Below are 18834 nucleotides of genomic sequence, written 5' to 3'. Positions count from 1 at the left end.
GGAACAAAAAAAGGCGGCCCTGAGGCCGCCATGGTGAACTTTCAGAATCGTCAGGAGGCGTCAGCCGTTCCCGGAAGGGATTCCGGCGGCTGCGGAGCAAAACCGCGCAGGCCGACAACGTGAACGTGCTCGCTGTTCTGGTAGACCTTACGCACCAGTTTATAGGTGGTGCCTTTCTCCGGACTGATGTTCTCCGGCGCGGCGATAATCAGCTGCATATCCAGACGGTCGCACAGCTCAAACAGCGTGGCGATAGAACGGGCATCAAGACGCGCCGCTTCATCGAGGAACAGCAGGCGGCATGGGGAGATATCCTTGCCGCGCAGGCGTCGGGATTCATCTTCCCAGCTCTGCACCACCATCACCAGAATCGACATCCCGGTACCGATCGCTTCCCCGGTCGACAGGGCGCCGGATTCCGCACGCAGCCAGCCGTCGGATCCACGGTTAACTTCAACTTCCATCTCGAGATAGTTGCGGTAGTCCAGCAGCTCCTCACCGATGGTTTGCGGCGTGCGCTGGCCCATGTCAATCTGCGGGTTCAGACGCTGATACAGCTTCGCCAGCGCTTCGGAGAAGGTCAGACGGTTGCTGTTGAACAGATCCTGATGCTGCTCGTGCTGCTCAGCCAGCACGTCCAGCAGCGTGGCGTGGGCTTCACGCACGTTAACGTTCAGCCGCACGCTGTTGACCTGGCCGAAGGAGACGCTTTGCAGGCCCTGGTTCAGCTGACGAATACGGTTCTGCTCTCGCTGGATCGTCTTACGGATGATATTGGCCACGCTGCGGGAGCTGATGGCCAGCTTCTGCTCGCGGGAGGTCAGCTCTTCCGTCAGACGGCCCAGCTCGATCTCCATCTGCTCGATGGCTTCGACCGGGTCGTCGGTACGGATGATGTCCTGACGAATACGCTCGCGCAGGTGCTGATAGACCGCCACGAAGAACTGAATTTTGCGCTCAGGGCGTTTCGGATCTTCCGACATGCGCAGCACATCGCGCAGGTGTTCGTTATCCGCCACCGCCAGACGCAGCGCGCCCAGCGCCTTATCCGACATGGAGCGCAGCTCATCCCCGGAGAGATAGGCCAGCTCGCGGCGGTGCAGACGGCGTTCAACGCCGTTGTCTTTCACCATCCGCATCACGGCGCACCAGCCCGCTTTGGCGGTGACCACCTGCTCGCGCTTCTCGTGGTAGTCGCGTTCCAGCTTGCGCAGACGACGGGTCAGGTTATCCATCTCCGCTTCGCAGAAGGTCAGCGCTTTTTCCAGCTGGTTGCGACGCGCGCGGTTGTTGCTGAGCTGGGCATGCAGTTCGTCGCGACGAATACGCGCCCGCTCCTCTGCCCCGCTGTCAGCCCGTACGCCGATATCCTGCAGTTCTTTATGCAGGTCGGTCAGCAGCTCTTTCTTGGTATCAAACGAGCTTTTCAGCGACGCCAGCACCTGGCTGTACTGACTCAGCTGTGCGGCATGGCTACGCATCGCCTCACGGGCGCGGGTACGTTCTGCTTCCGCCTGCTCCAGACGATGGCGCAGCTTCTCGTTCAGATCGCTGTTGCCATTCAGCATTTCCGCTGAATCGGAGTAGCTGAAGTGCGCGCGACGCTGGGCCACTTCGGTCAGGGCAAAGGCCTGCTGACGGGCTTCGCGCTGAACCTGCTGGGACCAGGCGTAATCTTCTTTCAGTTGTTCGAACTGTTCCGGGTCGCTCTGCAGGACTGAGAGCATCGGCTCCAGCTTCGCCAGCTGGTTGCCGTGCTGCTGCACAAAGCGCGCGGCTTCCTGCGCTTCATCGAGGCGCTCCTGGATCTCATCCACCCGATCGGCGAGGGTGTCATCCGCCAGCAGGTTGAGGCGCGGCAGAATGCGGTTAAGCGCCGCGACGCCCTCTTTGGCCTGTTCAAACTGAACGCGGCTCTGCTGGTTGTCGTTTTCGTGAGCGGAAAGCGCGCGTTCAAGTTCGGTACGACGCGTGGTGAACTTGCGGATCTCCGCTTCCGGATCGGCTTCAAAGGCTACTGCCAGATGGCTGCCGATAAAGCGGCTGAACGCCTGGTGCAGACGCTGGGTTTTCTGGACATCGAAAGAGAGCGTGGCGAAGCGTTCGGACAGCGCTTCGCGCTCGGTGTGCAGGCTCTCAATGCGGCTTTCACGCGCGGCGCGGCCAAACAGCGGCAGCGACGGGAAGCGCGAATAACGCCACTGGCGATCGGCGATCTTCACCACTACCGCTTTTTCCAGCTCGTCGACGCCAAAGACGCTGTCATCGAACGACTGCGGATCCCCTTCGATCAGATAGAGGTCTTCCGGGCAATCTTCCAGGCCTTCGAGCTGATCGGCGATCAGGGACAGATCCGGCACCACGATAGCGTGGCGGGATGGACCGTACAGCGCAGAGTAGTACGGCGCATCTTCGAGGCTGACGTCGTCATAGATTTCGGACAGCAGTACACCGCCAAAACGTTCGGCCAGGGTGTTCAGGCGCGCATCTTCTGCCCCGCCCGGCTGGCTTAAGCGCTCAATTTCTTCGTCGACGGCACGCTTGCGGGCGCCCACTTCATCACGCTCAACAATGGCTTCGCGTTCACGCTCCAGCAGCTGCTGGAGATACTCTGTCACGTCCTGCCCGGATTCGAACGCCTCGCCGCACTGCTCGCTGAGCTGGCTGAGGCTGCTCTGGGCTGCCAGCCAGATCGGGGCGCGCTGCATCAGCGTCTGAATACGCGACTGCAGCTGCTCCAGCTCCTGGCGCAGCTGCATGCGCTGCTCGCTGGCGCTGGAGACGCTGTCGGACAACGACGCGATACGGGCTTCCAGCTCCTGATGCAGAGCTTCCAGATCGTCAATATCGACCCGTTTGCCGTGGCGCTTGCAGAACTCAGCCAGCAGGCGTTCCGCCTCCTGCTGTTCGCGCAAACGTTGTTCCAGCTCGTTCAGACGCATGCGCAGCGGCTGAACCTGTTCTGCCATATGGCGCTGATTGACGCCATCGCGCAGCAGCTCGCGGGCCACTTCCCAGGCCTCAGCGCGCGCCAGCGGGCCGTTAATGGCCCCCACCAGCTGGTAAGCCTGTTCAAACTGGCTGTGCGCGGTTTGCGCCACGCTCATTTTCTGTTCGAGATTCAGGAGCTTCTCGGTGGCTTCCTGCTCTTTGGCCTGGAAGGTTTCCAGCCACCGATCCGCGCTCTCCGGGGTCAGATCCGGCAGATGGCAGAGGTCTTTCGCACGCTGCAGGGCCTGCAGCGCCTGGTTGTACTGAATGGCGCGGGTTTGCTGGACGTCCAGCGCCTGCTGGTAATCGGCAAGCTGGCTTTTCAGCTCATCCACCTCCAGCTCGGCGGCTTCGGCACGGCCTTCGTTCTCTTCCTGCTTATCGGCGGCTTCGGCCACCACTTCGTTCTGCTCTTCCAGACGAATTTGCAGCTCATCGAGATCGGCTTCGTAGCGCTCAATTTTTTCCTGCTGACGCAGCGCGGTCTGGACCAGATTCAGGTGATCGCTGGCGGCCTGGTAATCGGCCTCCAGATCCCCTTCCGCGCCGTTGTGCTCGGACAGCTCGCGCGCCATCTCGACGTGTTTGTACTGCTCGGACGCCAGCAGCTGGCGCGAGGTAAACAGCTCGCGGCGATACTCGAGGGCCTGATCCAGATGGATGCGGCGCTCGTTGGCGTGGCGCATATAGTCGGCGGCCACATAGTTGGTGGCTTCGCTGATCAGATGCTTGAACAGATCGCGGTCCGACTGGGTCACGCGGATCGCTTCCAGCGTCATGCGGTTTTCACGCAGCGCCGCTTCCATATCCTGGAAGGCCTTACGCACGCCGCTGTTCTCCGGCAACAGGTAGTCGCGTAGGGAACGGGTAATGGCGCTGGAGATCCCGCCGTACAGCGAGGCTTCGATCAGACGATAGTACTTGCTACGATCCGAGGCCGAGCGCAGACGACGCGCCACCACGCCCAGATCGAACATCAGCGAGTGGTAATCGGTAATGGAGTTGAACTGCTTAAACTGCACGCCTTCGATGGCTTCCAGCTTGTCTTTCAGCTCCTGGAGCGTCAGCACGCGCGCCTGACGTTCATTGAGGGTTTCCGTTAACAGCGAGGTTGGCTGAACGGAGGTTGGCAGCCCCTGAATGGCGAACGGCTTGATGTCGACCTTACGGTCACGTCCGGCGACCTGCTGCAGACGTACGCCGACGACCACGCGCTGGTGACGGGAGTTGATCACGTCCAGCACGGAGTAACAGACGCCCGCCTTCAGCTTACCGTGCAGACCCTTATCGCGGGAGCCGCTGGTGGCACCGGCTTCGGTGGTATTACGGAAATGCAGCAGCGTCAGATCCGGGATCAGGGCGGTGACGAACGCCGCCATGGTGGTGGATTTCCCGGCCCCGTTACCGCCCGAGAGCGTGGTTACCAGCTCATCGAGATCGAAGGTGCGGGCAAAGAAACCGTTCCAGTTAATCAGCGTCAGTGAGCGAAATTTACCGCGTTCAATCATTACTCTTCCTCCCCGCTATCCGGCTGATTGTCTTCATGCTCATCATTGAGCTGCAGATGGTTTTCCACCGGCATCGCTTCGCCATCGCGGATCATGCGCAGCTGCGCTTCACGGGCGTCGTCGCCCACGCGCACGTCGGCGCCAAAGCGGAATACCGATTCCGTGATGCGGAATTTACTGCTGTCGTGGCCCATAAACCACACCATCCCCAGACGGCGCAGGCGGTTCAGGGAGGAGCGCACTTTTTCCTGTAACTTCTGACGGTCAACGTCGGAACCGGTGGAGCGGTTGTTCACCAGCTTCAGCAGCTTGCCTTCGTCCGCCAGCGTCAGCAGCTCGTCATAGAGCTCCTGCTGGGTAAAGATGCCTTCGTTAGCCAGACGCTCCGGGCTGAGATAGAGGTAGCAAAGAATTTTACCGACCATCATGTCCAGCTCGGACAGCACCGAGCGCGGGATCAGCGTGGTGGAGCGCGGGCGCAGGTAGAAGAAACCTTCCGGGGCGCGGATCAGCTCCACGTTATAGCGGGCGTAAAACTCTTCCAGGTATTCCTGAAAATCCATCAAAAAGGCGTGATTATCCAGCTCGTCGAGACCAATGTGACGACCGGCACGCAGCTGGCTGTCCAGCGCCGGAAAGATCGGATTTGCCAGCGCCTGGGCCAGCTTAACTGGCATCACGTGTTCAATATTTGTCAATGACATGCGCCTGTACCTTGGCTCCGTAATCGTTAATCGGCTGCCACTTCGGCGGCAGGCCGGTGAAATCTGCTTGCGCGACGCCCAGACGTACCGCCTGATCGACCACGATGCGGGCGATATCGAAATGGCGCGCACGTGGGTATTGGGCGAGATAGTCGCGCACCACCAGACCGAGATCCAGCGGTGTGTTTTTGGCTTTGAAGATCGCCAGCTGCGCCTCGATCATCGCGGCTAGCTGTTCGCGTATTTCGTTAAACTCTTCGTATTCCAGATCGGCTGGCAGTTCGCCGGTCACCTCTTCGTCGCGCAGGCTCATCTCTTCGTCACGCATATCAAGCAGACGGTCGGCACTGGCGTAGGTCAGCGCCCATGGCGCATCGAAGTAGGTCTGGACCGACTGGCGCAGACGCTGGGCAAAGACGCGGTTTTTATCCATGTCGATGGCGGTACGGATAAATTTATGCACGTGGCGGTCATAGCCGATCCACAGGTCGATAGACTGCTGGCCCCAGCTGATAATGCGATCGAGTTTGCTTTGCAGGTCGAAGACCAGACGATCGACAAAATGCAGGTTGTCATGGGCCAGCGTGGCATCCTGGATGCGCAGCAGGTTGGCCTGCAGCTTGTCGCCCGCGGCCTCCAGCGTATCCTGCAGTTCACGCAGGGTACCTGAGGTTTCTGACAGCAGCATTTCGCAGCTGGAGATCGCCGCACGCCAGTCTTTGTTCAGCAGCTGGGCGATGTCGTCCTTCACCAGCTGCTGCTGCTCGTCCATGATGCGCTGGGTCAGATCGATGCTGTCGAAGATTTCGGCCACCGAATATTTCAGCGGCGCGTAGACGTTACGATGCCAGTGGAATTCGTCGCCGTCTTCTTCAGCGGCATCGGCCGCACGCTTCAGTTCGCCCGCCACAATGGAGAGCTGCATCGAGAGACGCAGGGTTGAGAATTCGCGCTGGCGAATGTAGTAGTCGGTGATGCCGATGCCCAGCGGCGTCAGGCGATAGATGGCGTTTCCTTCCGCCTGTTCGCTGGTAAAGCGGTTCAGCAGACGTTGACGCACCATATCGTTAATCGCGTTATTGGCACGCACATTAATGGTTTCGCTGGTTTGCTCAAACGCATCACTGACATGGCGGAACGCATCCACCAGTTCGCCCTCGCTCATTTCTCCATCCAGCCGTTCGCCGTTCAGCGTGGCAACCGCCAGCAGAAAAGAGAGTCTGTCGACCGGCAGCGAGAGGGAGAAATCGTTTTTTCGGGCCCAGGCAACCAGTTCGGGGACTGTCTGGGAAAATTCACTCATAAGTTATCCTTGCTCTGCGGCTTGTACGCGGTGACGTGTATGTAGCGGCCAAGGCTAATCCAGGGCTCCTGGCGACAGTACCGCGTCTCTAATTCTGTGAGGGCGTCAAAGCACTCATGCTGCTTTTGTTTATCACGCAGATAATCGTGAAACACCCTGATGCCGGTTTTCCCGGCGATCTGCCAGCCCATCGCTTCCAGCCAGCCGTAAACCTGCTGCGGATCGCGCGGAAAGTCCGGTGAAAGCGTGCGCCGTTTCTTTTTGTACATGCCCTGCTGCACATAGCCGAAATTGCCCACCAGCACGTTACGCATCAGCAGGCCGTTGGCGTTGTAGAACATCAACGACAGCGCACCGCCGGGGCAGAGTATCGACCACAGCGTCTGCAACAGCGCCTGGGGATCGGCCACCCACTCCAGCACCGCATGAGACAATATCAGATCAACCGGGCTTTCCAAATGTTGAGCGATGTCCTGAGCGGCGCAATGTATAAATTGCATGTTATCGCTCACACCTTTCTCCTTCGCGGCGCTTTCGGCCCGGACGATCATCTCTGCCGACAGATCGCAAAGGATGACATGGTGTCCGCGTTCGGCCATTTTTATTGCGGTCTGACCTTCACCGCCGCCGGCATCGAGAACGCGCAATTTTTTCGACCCAAAGCGGTCGAGCAGGATGTCCAGATCCTGCCAGAGGATCGTTTGACGCAGCTGGCCCTTGGTCGTGCCATAAATATTGCGGGCAAACTTTTCCGCGATGTCATCAAAATTGCGATCCCGCATTGGGAGAGCTCCACCCACTAACAACAAAACCGCTATTTTGTCACAGCCGGACGGAGAATGAACCTCTCTGGTGTAATATCGCTAACAATCCTCAGCTGTATGGTCAAAAAAGGAGCCAGAAAGGATGCTTTTTACCCTAAAAAAATATATTGGCGGCATGATGCTTCCCCTCCCTCTTCTTCTGCTGTGTATCGCGCTGGGTCTGGGGTTGCTGTGGTTCAGCCGCTTTCAGAAAACCGGTAAAATGATGACCACGGCAGGTTGGCTGATGCTGCTGCTGTTGAGCCTGCAGCCGGTGGCGGACGGTCTGCTACGTCCGGTGGAAGATAAGTACCCGACCTGGCAGGGAAATCAAAAAGTTGAGTACATTGTGGTGCTCGGCGGGGGCTATACCTGGGATACGGACTGGGCGCCCAGCTCTAATCTCATCAACAACAGCCTGCCGCGACTCAATGAAGGGATGCGCCTGTGGCTGGCTAATCCGGGCTCGAAGATGATCTTCACCGGGGCGGCGGCGCAAAGCAATCCGGTGAGTACCGCCGAGGCCGGGGCGCGCGTGGCGCAGTCGCTGGGGGTCCCGCGCGAGGACATTATCACCCTCGACAGCCCGAAAGATACCGAAGAGGAAGCCGCGGCGGTGAAGCAGGCGATCGGCGATGCCCCGTTCCTGCTGGTGACCTCCGCCTCGCATCTGCCGCGGGCGATGATCTTCTTTGAACAGCAGGGGTTACACCCGCTGCCCGCCCCCGCCAATCAGCTGGCGATTAGCGCCCCGCTCAACCCCTGGGAACGGATTATTCCGTCCCCGGTGTGGCTGATGCACAGCGATCGTGTCGGTTACGAGACGCTCGGACGCGTCTGGCAGTGGCTTAAAGGCCCTTCAGACGAGCCAGGGAATCAGTGATTTTGACGCCAGATCGAAGTTGGCACGGTTGAAGCGTCCGGTATTCACCAGCTGCGCCACTTCGTCCCATAATATGTACAGCCAGCGCCGCCAGAGGAATGACTCTGAGACCGGCGCGCGCTGCAGATAGTACCAGAGGAGATCCTCTGCCAGCCCGCTTTCGCTCAGGCGAAACAGTTCATACTCCCGCGGAGCCCACAGCATTACCCCCGGCCCGACCATCGCCAGAAGCTGATCGCTGCGCGGATCCTTGAGCATGCTGCGCAGGGTAAAGCTGCCGTGGATCAGCACGCTGTTGTCGTTGAAGCCTTCAAACAGGGCGGGCAGGCATTCACGGGTCCGAAACAGGATCCGTTTATCCTGCATGGTCAGGCCGGTGTTGCGATACTGGTTCAGCGTTCCCCACAACACCTCCACCCGCTGGCGATACCAGAGCGGCCAGAGGTTCTCCTGGGTGCTGTCCACCGCCCCGACCAACCCGCCGCTGTCCATCCGGTGCCAGGCCAGTAGCGCCTCGACAATTTGGTCTTTGAGCTGTTCCCAGCGTTCCGGGGAGCGGGCCGGCGCTTCAACTGAGACGCCGCGCAGGCGCTCGATCAGCAGTACGTCAGGACCCGGATGCTCTTCATGGGTCATTACGCCATACACGGTCGGCATTCTGACCGTACCGCTGCGAGCCAGCATGGAGATTTTCCACGCCAGCTGTCGGGCAACATCCGGTGAAGTGAAGCTTCGCGCCAGTAACGGCATGGGGTTTCCCTGGCTGTCATACAACGACCACAGCGTGGTATCCGCCTTTTCATGCACACATTCCAGACGGCTCAGTTTTTCACCCAGCAGATGGCTGAGTTCGGCACGCAGCTGTTCCATTTTAGATTACCCCCATTAAGACTACTGCTTTTATAATGAGCGTCTGGCGGGCGGATGTCACTCTTGTGAGGCGATTCTGATGAAGAAATTCGGAAGAAAAGCATCCCCCCCGGATGGGGGGGATGGCGGGGATTAACGCATCTCAGCGCGAACGCGGGCGAGATCCTCTGGCGTATCAACGCCCGTACCAGGCACTTCCTGCGCGACGGCAACATGGATCTTCTCGCCGTACCACAGCACGCGCAGCTGCTCGAGCATCTCGATGTTTTCCAGCGGGCTCGGCTGCCAGGTCACGTAACGGCGAATAAAGCCGGCGCGATAGCCATAAATACCCAGATGGCGCAGGATGCTGTCGCCGATCTCTTCGCGGGAGTGTGCGAAGCGGTCACGATCCCAGGGAATGGTCGCGCGGGAGAAATAGAGCGCGTAGCCTTCGCCGTCCAGCACTACTTTCACCGCGTTGGGGTTGAACGCCTCTTCGGCGCTGTGCACCGGCACGGCCAGCGTCGCCATACCCACCTGACGCTGGGCGAGGTTTTCAGCCACCTGGCGAATAATAACCGCCGGGATCATCGGCTCATCGCCCTGCACGTTGACAATCACCGTGTCGTCGCTGAAACCGCATTTTTCCACTACTTCCGCCAGACGTTCGGTACCGGACTGGTGATCGGCGCGGGTCATGCACACTTCGCCGCCCGCTGCTTCAACCGCTCGCGCTACGTCTTCATGATCGGTGGCGACGATAATACGCTCCGCGCCGGACTCGCGCGCACGCTCCAGCACGTGGACGATCATCGGCTTACCGTTGATGTCGACCAGCGGTTTACCCGGCAAGCGCGTGGAGGCGAAGCGCGCCGGAATGATGACAACAAAACTCATGGTTTGCTCTCTTCTGCCGCCAGCGAACGGGCTTCGGTTTCCAGCAGAACGGGAATGCCGTCGCGCAGTGGGAAGGCAAGGCTGTCCAGTTTGCAGATTAACTCCTGCTTATCCTGGCTGTAGTAGAGTTTGCCGTTGCACACCGGGCAGGCAATAATTTCCAGTAAACGGTGATCCATAGTTCCTCCGTATCAATGATCGGTAAAGCTTACCATATTCCTTTTTCAGACCGCGTCTATTTCCCAGCCACTTCGACAGGCAGCAAAAAGCCCGTCAGGAAGATGGCCCAGCGCGATCCGTGTTGCCCCCCTGCCAGCCCGCAAAGTCGCTGATTGCGGCAGTGAGCCCCTTTTCCAGCCCGGCGCTGACCCGGACACCCTCTTCCAGAAAGAGGGCGATAATCTGTAGCTCACCGGTTTTGCGGTGCATTTTGGCATCCATCCGCCCCACCAGCTGCCCTTTATGCAGCAGCGGCAGGACGAAATAGCCGTACTGGCGTTTCGGAGCCGGGGTATAGCACTCCAGCCGGTAGCTGAAGTTAAACAGCTGCTCCGCGCGTTTACGATCCCAGACCACCGGATCAAACGGTGACAGGACAGCGCTGTGGGTGGCGGTGAGCTTGCCTTCCTCTGCAAGAGGAAGCAGCGGCAGCAGATCGGCATGCAGCCACATCTCTCCCAGAGCCTCCACCTCAACGCGAACGACCTGCTGCTGCGCCTGCCAGCGCTCAAGCAGCGGGGCCAGAACTGGCCGACGGAGGCGATAATAATCGGCTAACCACTGGGCGCGGAAAATGCCCAGACTGCGGGCGCTGTTTTCCAGCATTACGGCTTCGGCCGCCGCCTGGGTCAGCATATCCCGGCTGTCATCCCACTCCGGCATCACCCGATGGGTGAGATCGTAAACGCGCTGGAAGTTACGTCTTTCTACAACCATCACTTTCCCGGCGGTAAACAGCCCCTCAAGATGGCGTTTGTGCGGCTTCCACTCCCACCATCCGCTGGCCCCTTTGCGGGGATGTTCGAAATCGGCAGAACGTACCGGACCCTTCTCATGAATATGGGCGATTAGCTGCTCAATGTCTTCCGCGTGCTCCTGCATCCAGGCCTGGCGGTATTTCCAGCCCATGTTGTCGGGGGAGAGCATCCGGTGACGCACCAGGGCAAAATCGCTGCGCGGCAGGAAGCACGCCTCATGCGCCCAGTACTCCATCAGCTCGCCCTGACGCAGCGCGTTATCCAGCCAGTCTGGCTGATAGTGGCCGAGACGGCTGAACAGCACCAGATACGGGCTGCGGGCAACGATATTGATGGTGTCGATCTGCAGCAGCGACATGCGCTGGATGGTGGTAAGAATATCGGCGGGCTGCGCGCGACGACGGGGCTTTTTCAAAAGCCCCTGCGCGGCGAGATGAAGATGACGTGCGGCTGAAAGCGTGAGTTGCGGTAGAGCCATGCCATGTCCTGTCAGTTAGTGCGCGGGTGAAACCTCGTTAACCTGCCCTGCGAGGGCGATAAGTTCCTGCAGCAGCCGTTCAGGCTGTTCGCCCTGCAGTTCAGCATCAACCGGTAAATACCACCAGTTGTCGCGGGCAAACGCGCGGCATTTCACCGCATCTTTTTCGGTCATGATCAGCGTCTGGCCGGGTGCGGTAAAGCCTGACACCTGATCCAGAGTCAGCGCCTGATGGTCGGCTAGCGGCACCGTATTAACGAGCCGGGCACCGCAGGCTTCGAGAGTAGTGAAAAAGCGCGGGGGATGACCGATCCCGGCCATCGCCACCAGATTATTAAGTTCAGCGACATCGCGCCGCTCGCCGGTCAGCAGATTCACCGCCAGACCAGGACGCAGCTGCATGGGGATCTCCCCCGCCTGCGCCGTACCGCCGTTAACGATGACCGCATCCACAGAACCTAAGCGAGACGCGCGCTCGCGCATCGGCCCGGCGGGTAACCACCAGCCGTTACCAAAGCGGCGCACGCCGTCAATCACCACGATCTCTTTGTCCCGGGCCAGGGCGTAGTGCTGCAGCCCATCGTCGGTAATAACAATCTGCACATTCGCCTGGCTCAGCAGAACCTGAACGGCCTCGCTGCGCACCGGCGAGACCGCCACCGGCGCACCGGTGCGCTGAAAGATCAGCACCGGCTCATCCCCCGCTTGCGCAGTAGTGGTTTGCGCGGTCAACAGTAGCGGATAGCGCTCCGCCTTACCGCCGTAGCCCCGGGAGACGACCCCCACGCGGATACCGCGTCGGGTCAGCTGTTCCACCAGCCAGATCACCACCGGCGTTTTACCGTTGCCGCCAGCAGTGAGGTTGCCCACCACCACCACCGGCACGGGGGCACGCCAGGCCCGCTTGAGCCCCACTTTATAGCTGAGGCGGATCAGGCCGCTGACCAGGCCATACAGCCAGGAGAGCGGCAACAGCAGCAGCCAGAGCGGAGACTCACCGGACCAGATGCGGGCAATCATGCGCCAAACTGCATCTTATGAAGTTGCGCATACACGCCCTGATGCGCCAGCAGATCGGTATGGCTGCCGCGCTCGACGATATAGCCATCTTCCACCACCACGATTTCATCGGCTTTTTCGATGGTCGACAGGCGGTGCGCGATCACCAGCGAGGTACGGTTCTTCTGCAACTCATCCAGCGCAGACTGGATAGCACGTTCGGATTCCGTATCCAGCGCCGAGGTGGCTTCATCGAGGATCAGGATTGGGCTGTCACGCAGCAGCGCGCGCGCAATGGCGATACGCTGGCGCTGACCGCCGGAGAGCAGCACACCGTTTTCACCGATAATGGTATCCAGGCCGTTATCCATCTTGTTGATAAAGTCCATGGCGTAGGCCATCCGCGCTGCGGCTTCAATCTGCTCGCGGCTGTACTCTTCATTACGGGCATAGGCGATGTTATTGGCCACGGTGTCGTTGAACAGGTGCACATTCTGGGAGACCAGCGCGACCTGATTACGCAGCGACCGCAAGGTGTACTCGCGCAGATCGTGGCCATCAATCAGGATCTCACCCTCATCAATATCGTAGAAGCGGGTGATCAGGCTGGCGATGGTCGATTTACCCGAGCCAGAACGGCCCACCAGCGCTACGGTCTTGCCTGCCGGGATCTTCAGATTGATGTTACGCAGAGCAGGCGTATCGCGACCCGGGTAGGTAAAGGTCACGTTGCGGAACTCCACGTCGCCGGTTGAGCGCTCGATTACGCGTTTGCCTTCGTCTTTTTCCTGTTCGGAATCGAGGATGGCAAACAGCGTCTGGCAGGCTGCCATCCCGCGCTGGAACTGGGCGTTAACGTTGGTTAACGATTTCAGCGGGCGCATCAGGGCAATCATCGACGAGAAGACCACGGTGATGGTACCGGCGGTTAAGGTTTCCATCACGCTCGGGAAGCTGGCGGCATACAGCACAAATGCCAGCGCCAGAGAGGCGATAAGCTGAATGATCGGATCGGAGATGGAAGAGGCGGAAACCATTTTCATCCCCTGCAGACGCATCTTATTGCTGACCTTATCGAAGCGCTTAGTTTCCACTTCCTGGCCGCCAAAAATCAGCACCTCTTTGTGCCCTTTCAGCATCTGCTCTGCGCTGGTGGTCACCTGCCCCATCGTGTTCTGCATGTTTTTACTGATGCTGCGGAAACGTTTGGAGACGACGCGGATGGCGATCGAGACGATTGGTGCCAGCACGATCAGGATCAGCGACAGCTGCCAGCTGTACCAGAACATCAGGACGAACAGGCCAATGATCGAGGCCCCTTCACGCACCACGGTGATCAGCGCGCTGGAGGAGGAAGACGCAACCTGCTCGGAATCGTAGGTAATGCGCGACAGCAGAGTACCGGTGGACTGTTTATCGAAGAACGCCACCGGCATGCCCATCATGTGGCTGAACAGGCGACGACGCATGGTCATGACCACTTTGCCCGATACCCAGGAGAGGCAATAGCTGGAGATATAGCTGGTGATGCCGCGTAAAATCATCAGGCCGATAACCACCAGTGGCATCCAGAGCAGCACTGAGCGATCCGTTTTACCAAAACCGTCGTCCAGTAACGGTTTGAGGAGCGATAACATGAAGGTATCGCTGGCTGCGTTGAGGATTAACGCTACGCCCGCCACGATAAGGCCCGTTCTGAAGGGTGCTATCACCGGCCAGAGTCGGCGGAAGGTCTGCCACGTGGAGAGATCTTTGTCGTTATGCATTCAAAAAACCAGCATTTGTTGAAATAGCCGCATATTCTACCCGTTATCTCCGGGCGCGCCAAACCACTGATGATACCAACGGGGTAAAATTTGATCCCGTAAGCGTTGGATTTGCCAGCCATGTTGCGAAAATGAAACCGTGATTTGTCCAGATCGGGGCGTTGTTAACCAGAGATACCCCTCCTTTCTGTAACGGCGAGCCACCTTGTTTGAGGGCAGTCGCCACGCGTTATAGCGGGATGCAGACACCAGGGCGATGCGTCCGCCCACGCGCTGCACCAGAGGAAGTGACGAAGAGGTATTACTGCCATGGTGCGGCACCTGGATAAGTGTAGACGCAAGATATTGCCAGTGACGGCTGAGCATCGCTTTTTCTCCCTGCGCCTCAATATCCCCGGTTAACAACAGGCTATGGGTGCCGTCCTCAATTTTAACCACGCAGGAACCGTTGTTGCCGCGCTGCGGTGTGGTGGCGAGGGGCCAGTGGGCGCTGAAGGTCAGCCCTTGCCACTGCCAGCGTTCACCGCGAAAACAGGGATCATGTCCGTCCTGGCGCAGCGGGCTGCGTATCCAGATGTTCGGCCATGCCTGGCGCAACGATGCCAGCCCGCCGATATGGTCCAGGTGTTCATGGCTGACAACCACCCCTTCCGGACGTAGATGGTGCCAGCGTAGCCAGGGGATAATCAGCTGTTGCGCGCTGTCGCCGCCCGGCCACGCAGGACCGGTGTCATATAAAATCGCTTTCCCCTGGCGCTCGATAACCACTGCCAGCCCCTGCCCGACATCCAGCATATGTACCGCCCACCCTTCCGTTTTGTTCGCCCGCCATAACGGACTCGTTGCCAGCACCAGTGCCGAGATACAGACCACCGGCCAGGTTCGCGTGCCGCACATCCGCCAGGCGATAATGGCCCCCCCAGGGCAGCAGGGTCAGCCACAGCCAGCGTTTATCGACCGGGATCCAGCCGTCTGGCAGCGAGGTCAGGAAGCCAAACAGCAGGGAAAGCGAGCCATCCGCCAGCGTCCAGACCATCTGTTCCGCCAGGGGCCACATCCCGAGATGCAGCCACATTGCCAGCAGAATGAGCGGCACCGAGATAAAGGTCACCAGGGGTACTGCCACCAGGTTCGCGACCAGGGATGATAGGCTAAATCCGTGAAAGACCATCACCTGCACCGGCAGTAACAGCAGCAGCATGCCAAGCTGCAGGTGCAGCAGATTAACCATCGCCCTGACTGCCCACGGCCCGGACAGACGGGGTTTGGGCACCCACTGATACCAGAAAATTAGCACCGCCACTGCAAAAGCCGATAGCAAAAGACTATGCGATAACACCGCCATCGGATCGACCAGCAGAATGGCGGCGATGCAGACCCGCCATACCTGCCAGGGCGACCAGAGACGCCCACTGAGCTGTAGCGCCAGGCAGGCCCCCAGCGAGACCACTGTGCGCAGCGCGGGGGGCTGCATTCCGGTGAGCCAGGCGTAAAAGGCGGCAAAGCAGAATCCCGCCACCAGCGGGGCGCGCCAGCCTACCCAGCGGGCGGGAATGACAAACTGTATGCCACGCACCAGCAACCAGATAACCGACGCCGCCAGCGCAATGTGTAATCCCGAGATCGCCATCAGATGCGATGTGCCCGTTTCCCGCATCAGGTTTTTAATTTCGGGCGTTACCGCCAGGCGCTCCCCCATGCCCAGCCCCAGTAACACCGGCCCCCAGGTATAAGACGAGAGCCTGGCCGTTAGCGTTGCCAGATACCGGGCGCGGAGGCTGCAGCGGGCATCCACCACTTCTGCGGCGGTAAAGCGCCCGGTCAGCGGCTGATGCTGCGCCAGAGCATAGCGCTGGGCATCGAATCCCCCTTCGTTAAGCTGGCCGTGAACGGGCCGTAACGATAAGGTCATCTTCCAGCGTTGTCCGGCACAGCCAGGCTGCGGCAGCGAGTTGCCATACAGCGTAACCCCCACCGCGGGCAGCATCGCTCTGCCGTTGAGTCGGACAATGCGGGCCTGGTACATCCTGTCGCTCCCGGCCGCCAGAATTTCCAGCTCAGCCTTCTGCGGCCCGGTGGTCAAATGCTGCATCGGCCAGACGGCGCTCAGCGCGGCAAGCCCGCCCCAGGCAAAAAAGAGCAGCCAGAAGCCCATGTAGCGCGCAATCTGATGGCGGATTAAGGCCAACAGGACCCCGGCAACAATCGTGGCCTGGATAACCGGCAACGTCGGCAGCGCGGGCAACCAGAGCAGCGGTAAGATGGCCAGGATCAGACATGTCGCGAGCGTTGACAGACACATACACACCTCCCTGTATCAGCGCAGTGTGCGGCAGGTCACGTGGCGTGTCAGGCAGGGAAATGTGAGGTTGCGGCGCAGGCTGGCGGGAATCGATCGGTTTGCAGCAACCGGGTGCAGAACTTGCAGCGCCGATTCAGGATCGGAAAAACAGAAACAAAAAAAGCACCCGAAGGTGCTTTCTTGAGGTGGCTCAGTTTCGCCCGCAGGCCAAACTCAGTCGCCGTAAATATTGGCGCGATCGCGCAGTTCTTTACCCGGCTTAAAGTGCGGAACGTATTTACCTTCCAGCTCTACTTTGTCGCCAGTCTTCGGGTTACGTCCGGTGCGTGGAGCACGATAGTGCAGAGAAAAACTACCGAAACCGCGGATTTCAATGCGCTCGCCCTGTGCAAGAGTGGTCGCCATATGCTCCAGCATCTCTTTTACGGCATCTTCCACTGCTTTAGCAGGTATGTGCGATTGCTGGCTGGCAAGTCTTTCAATCAATTCTGACTTGGTCATGATTCCTCCGGTTCCTTCAAACCCATTAGCTAAACAGCTTAAACAAGGGCGGCCGTAGCCGCCCTTTGTTATTGATTACAGGACGAATCCTGCAATCTGTCAAGTTACTCTACGAGTAACTTATTCGCCTTTAGCTGCTTTGAAAGCTTCAGCCATTGCGTTGTTAGAGAAGTTTGCATCTTCCTGTTTGTTAACAGTTGCGATTGCATCTTTCTCATCAGCTTCGTCTTTAGCACGAACAGACAGGCTGATTGCACGGTTTTTGCGGTCAACGCCGGTGAATTTAGCTTCAACGTCGTCGCCTACGCTCAGAACCAGAGTTGCATCTTCAACGCGGTCACGTGAAGCTTCAGAAGCGCGCAGGTAACCTTCAACGCCGTCAGCCAGTTCTACGGTTGCGCCTTTCGCGTCAACTGCAGTCACTTTACCGTTTACGATTGCGCCTTTCTTGTTCAGTGCAACCCAGTTGTTGAACGGATCTTCTGCGAGCTGTTTAACGCCCAGGGAGATACGCTCACGCTCTGCGTCAACCTGCAGAACAACTGCTGCGATTTCGTCGCCTTTTTTGTATTCACGTACTGCTTCTTCGCCTGCAACGTTCCAGGAGATGTCAGACAGGTGAACCAGGCCGTCGATGCCGCCGTCCAGGCCGATGAAGATACCGAAGTCAGTGATAGACTTGATTTTACCTTCAACACGGTCGCCCTTGTTGTGGGTTTCCGCGAACTGCTGCCATGGGTTGTTTTTGCACTGCTTCAGGCCCAGGGAGATACGACGACGTTCTTCGTCGATATCCAGAACCATAACTTCCACTACATCACCAACGTTAACAACTTTGGATGGGTGGATGTTTTTGTTGGTCCAGTCCATTTCGGAAACGTGAACCAGGCCTTCAACGCCTTCTTCGATTTCAACGAAGCAGCCGTAGTCGGTCAGGTTGGTAACGCGACCAGTCAGTTTAGTACCTTCTGGGTAACGTTTAGCGATAGCAACCCATGGATCTTCGCCCAGCTGTTTCAGGCCGAGGGATACACGAGTACGCTCGCGGTCGAACTTCAGCACTTTAACAGTGATTTCGTCGCCCACGTTCACGATTTCGCTTGGGTGCTTAACGCGTTTCCACGCCATGTCGGTGATGTGCAGCAGGCCATCAACGCCGCCCAGGTCAACGAATGCGCCGTAGTCAGTGAGGTTCTTAACGATACCTTTGACTTCCATGCCTTCCTGCAGGTTTTCCAGCAGCTGATCGCGTTCTGCGCTGTTCTCGGATTCGATAACGGCACGACGGGAAACAACAACGTTGTTACGCTTCTGGTCCAGCTTGATTACTTTGAACTCAAGCTCTTTGCCTTCCAGGTGCAGGGTGTCACGAACTGGACGAACGTCTACCAGTGAACCTGGCAGGAACGCACGAATACCATTCAGCTCAACAGTGAAGCCGCCTTTAACTTTGCCGTTGATAACACCGACCACAGTTTCAGCTTCTTCGTAAGCTTTTTCCAGCGTGATCCAAGCTTCGTGACGTTTAGCTTTCTCACGGGACAGCAGGGTTTCACCGAAGCCGTCTTCTACTGCATCCAGAGCAACGTCAACTTCGTCACCAACCTGGATTTCCAGCTCGCCCTGGGCGTTTTTGAACTGCTCTGCCGGAATGGCGGACTCAGATTTCAGACCGGCGTCAACCAGTACTACGTCTTTGTCGATAGCAACAACAACACCACGAACGATGGAACCCGGACGGGTTTCGATTGTTTTTAAGGATTCTTCAAATAGTTGAGCAAAAGATTCAGTCATGTTTAATCTTCAGGTTAATATTAACGTCCACCTGGCTCCGTGCCGGATGGGGTTGTTTCACATACCCGCCGTCAAT

General features: G+C 58.6%; 12 protein-coding genes and 2 pseudogenes. 1 reads left to right on the top strand and 13 read right to left on the bottom strand.

The genetic code is table 11. From position 1 onward, the window contains the following. Positions 1 to 50 precede the first annotated feature (50 nt). The 4 genes from mukB to cmoM are packed head-to-tail and all read right to left on the bottom strand — an operon-like array spanning position 51 to position 7288. Complete coding sequence (mukB, locus tag AAHB66_RS07725; protein WP_347115758.1) at positions 51 to 4499, bottom strand: chromosome partition protein MukB; 4449 nt, start codon at positions 4497 to 4499, stop codon at positions 51 to 53. Next, positions 4499 to 5203 (bottom strand): chromosome partition protein MukE, encoded by a 705-nt coding sequence (mukE, locus tag AAHB66_RS07720; RefSeq protein WP_142488927.1) that lies wholly within the window; start codon positions 5201 to 5203, stop codon positions 4499 to 4501. Before mukE ends, mukB begins: the two co-directional genes overlap by 1 nt. Beyond that, positions 5184 to 6506: a chromosome partition protein MukF gene (gene mukF / locus AAHB66_RS07715; protein ID WP_347115757.1), complete on the bottom strand. Its 1323-nt coding sequence runs from the start codon at positions 6504 to 6506 to the stop codon at positions 5184 to 5186. The genes mukE and mukF overlap by 20 nt, the downstream gene beginning before the upstream one ends. Then, complete coding sequence (gene cmoM, locus AAHB66_RS07710; RefSeq protein WP_347115756.1) at positions 6503 to 7288, bottom strand: tRNA uridine 5-oxyacetic acid(34) methyltransferase CmoM; 786 nt, start codon at positions 7286 to 7288, stop codon at positions 6503 to 6505. Before cmoM ends, mukF begins: the two co-directional genes overlap by 4 nt. Before the next feature lie 124 nt (positions 7289 to 7412). Between cmoM and elyC the strand changes: the two genes are divergently transcribed. After that, complete coding sequence (gene elyC / locus AAHB66_RS07705; protein ID WP_347115755.1) at positions 7413 to 8192, top strand: envelope biogenesis factor ElyC; 780 nt, start codon at positions 7413 to 7415, stop codon at positions 8190 to 8192. Here elyC and AAHB66_RS07700 read toward each other — a convergent pair. From AAHB66_RS07700 to rpsA, 9 genes and pseudogenes are all read right to left on the bottom strand, one after another. After that, positions 8169 to 9062 (bottom strand): YcbJ family phosphotransferase, encoded by an 894-nt coding sequence (locus tag AAHB66_RS07700; protein ID WP_347115754.1) that lies wholly within the window; start codon positions 9060 to 9062, stop codon positions 8169 to 8171. The two genes, elyC and AAHB66_RS07700, sit on opposite strands and share 24 nt — an antisense overlap. Before the next feature lie 132 nt (positions 9063 to 9194). Next, on the bottom strand, positions 9195 to 9941 hold the full coding sequence (gene kdsB, locus AAHB66_RS07695; RefSeq protein WP_347115753.1) for a 3-deoxy-manno-octulosonate cytidylyltransferase: 747 nt from the start codon (positions 9939 to 9941) through the stop codon (positions 9195 to 9197). Next, positions 9938 to 10120: a protein YcaR gene (ycaR, locus tag AAHB66_RS07690; RefSeq protein ID WP_039029479.1), complete on the bottom strand. Its 183-nt coding sequence runs from the start codon at positions 10118 to 10120 to the stop codon at positions 9938 to 9940. Before ycaR ends, kdsB begins: the two co-directional genes overlap by 4 nt. A 45-nt stretch (positions 10121 to 10165) precedes the next feature. After that, a pseudogene (locus tag AAHB66_RS07685) lies at positions 10166 to 11396 on the bottom strand (winged helix-turn-helix domain-containing protein). 15 nt (positions 11397 to 11411) lie between these two features. Continuing rightward, on the bottom strand, positions 11412 to 12416 hold the full coding sequence (gene lpxK / locus AAHB66_RS07680; protein ID WP_347115752.1) for a tetraacyldisaccharide 4'-kinase: 1005 nt from the start codon (positions 12414 to 12416) through the stop codon (positions 11412 to 11414). Beyond that, positions 12413 to 14161, bottom strand: a complete 1749-nt coding sequence (gene msbA, locus AAHB66_RS07675) for a lipid A ABC transporter ATP-binding protein/permease MsbA (protein ID WP_333850269.1) — start codon at positions 14159 to 14161, stop codon at positions 12413 to 12415. Before msbA ends, lpxK begins: the two co-directional genes overlap by 4 nt. Before the next feature lie 36 nt (positions 14162 to 14197). Further along, positions 14198 to 16463: pseudogene (locus AAHB66_RS07670) on the bottom strand (ComEC family protein). A gap of 213 nt (positions 16464 to 16676) precedes the next feature. Further along, a complete protein-coding gene (gene ihfB, locus AAHB66_RS07665; protein ID WP_032617358.1) occupies positions 16677 to 16964 on the bottom strand; it encodes an integration host factor subunit beta in 288 nt (95 codons plus the stop codon). A 120-nt stretch (positions 16965 to 17084) separates the two neighbouring features. Further along, positions 17085 to 18758 carry a 30S ribosomal protein S1 gene (gene rpsA, locus AAHB66_RS07660; RefSeq protein ID WP_010429251.1) on the bottom strand — a complete coding sequence of 558 codons (1674 nt, stop codon included), beginning with the start codon at positions 18756 to 18758 and terminating at the stop codon, positions 17085 to 17087. Positions 18759 to 18834: the final 76 nt, after the last annotated feature.

The sequence above is a fragment of the Leclercia sp. S52 genome (genome assembly GCF_039727615.1).
Taxonomy (GTDB): domain Bacteria; phylum Pseudomonadota; class Gammaproteobacteria; order Enterobacterales; family Enterobacteriaceae; genus Enterobacter; species Enterobacter adecarboxylatus_B.
This window is presented reverse-complemented; position numbering and strand designations above follow the sequence as displayed.

Coding starts and splice junctions, on each gene's coding strand:
- mukB (WP_347115758.1), bottom strand. CDS start 4,499: ATGATTGAACGCGGTAAATTTCGCTCACTGACGCTGATTAACTGGAAC.
- mukE (WP_142488927.1), bottom strand. CDS start 5,203: ATGTCATTGACAAATATTGAACACGTGATGCCAGTTAAGCTGGCCCAG.
- mukF (WP_347115757.1), bottom strand. CDS start 6,506: ATGAGTGAATTTTCCCAGACAGTCCCCGAACTGGTTGCCTGGGCCCGA.
- cmoM (WP_347115756.1), bottom strand. CDS start 7,288: ATGCGGGATCGCAATTTTGATGACATCGCGGAAAAGTTTGCCCGCAAT.
- elyC (WP_347115755.1), top strand. CDS start 7,413: ATGCTTTTTACCCTAAAAAAATATATTGGCGGCATGATGCTTCCCCTC.
- AAHB66_RS07700 (WP_347115754.1), bottom strand. CDS start 9,062: ATGGAACAGCTGCGTGCCGAACTCAGCCATCTGCTGGGTGAAAAACTG.
- kdsB (WP_347115753.1), bottom strand. CDS start 9,941: ATGAGTTTTGTTGTCATCATTCCGGCGCGCTTCGCCTCCACGCGCTTG.
- ycaR (WP_039029479.1), bottom strand. CDS start 10,120: ATGGATCACCGTTTACTGGAAATTATTGCCTGCCCGGTGTGCAACGGC.
- lpxK (WP_347115752.1), bottom strand. CDS start 12,416: ATGATTGCCCGCATCTGGTCCGGTGAGTCTCCGCTCTGGCTGCTGCTG.
- msbA (WP_333850269.1), bottom strand. CDS start 14,161: ATGCATAACGACAAAGATCTCTCCACGTGGCAGACCTTCCGCCGACTC.
- ihfB (WP_032617358.1), bottom strand. CDS start 16,964: ATGACCAAGTCAGAATTGATTGAAAGACTTGCCAGCCAGCAATCGCAC.
- rpsA (WP_010429251.1), bottom strand. CDS start 18,758: ATGACTGAATCTTTTGCTCAACTATTTGAAGAATCCTTAAAAACAATC.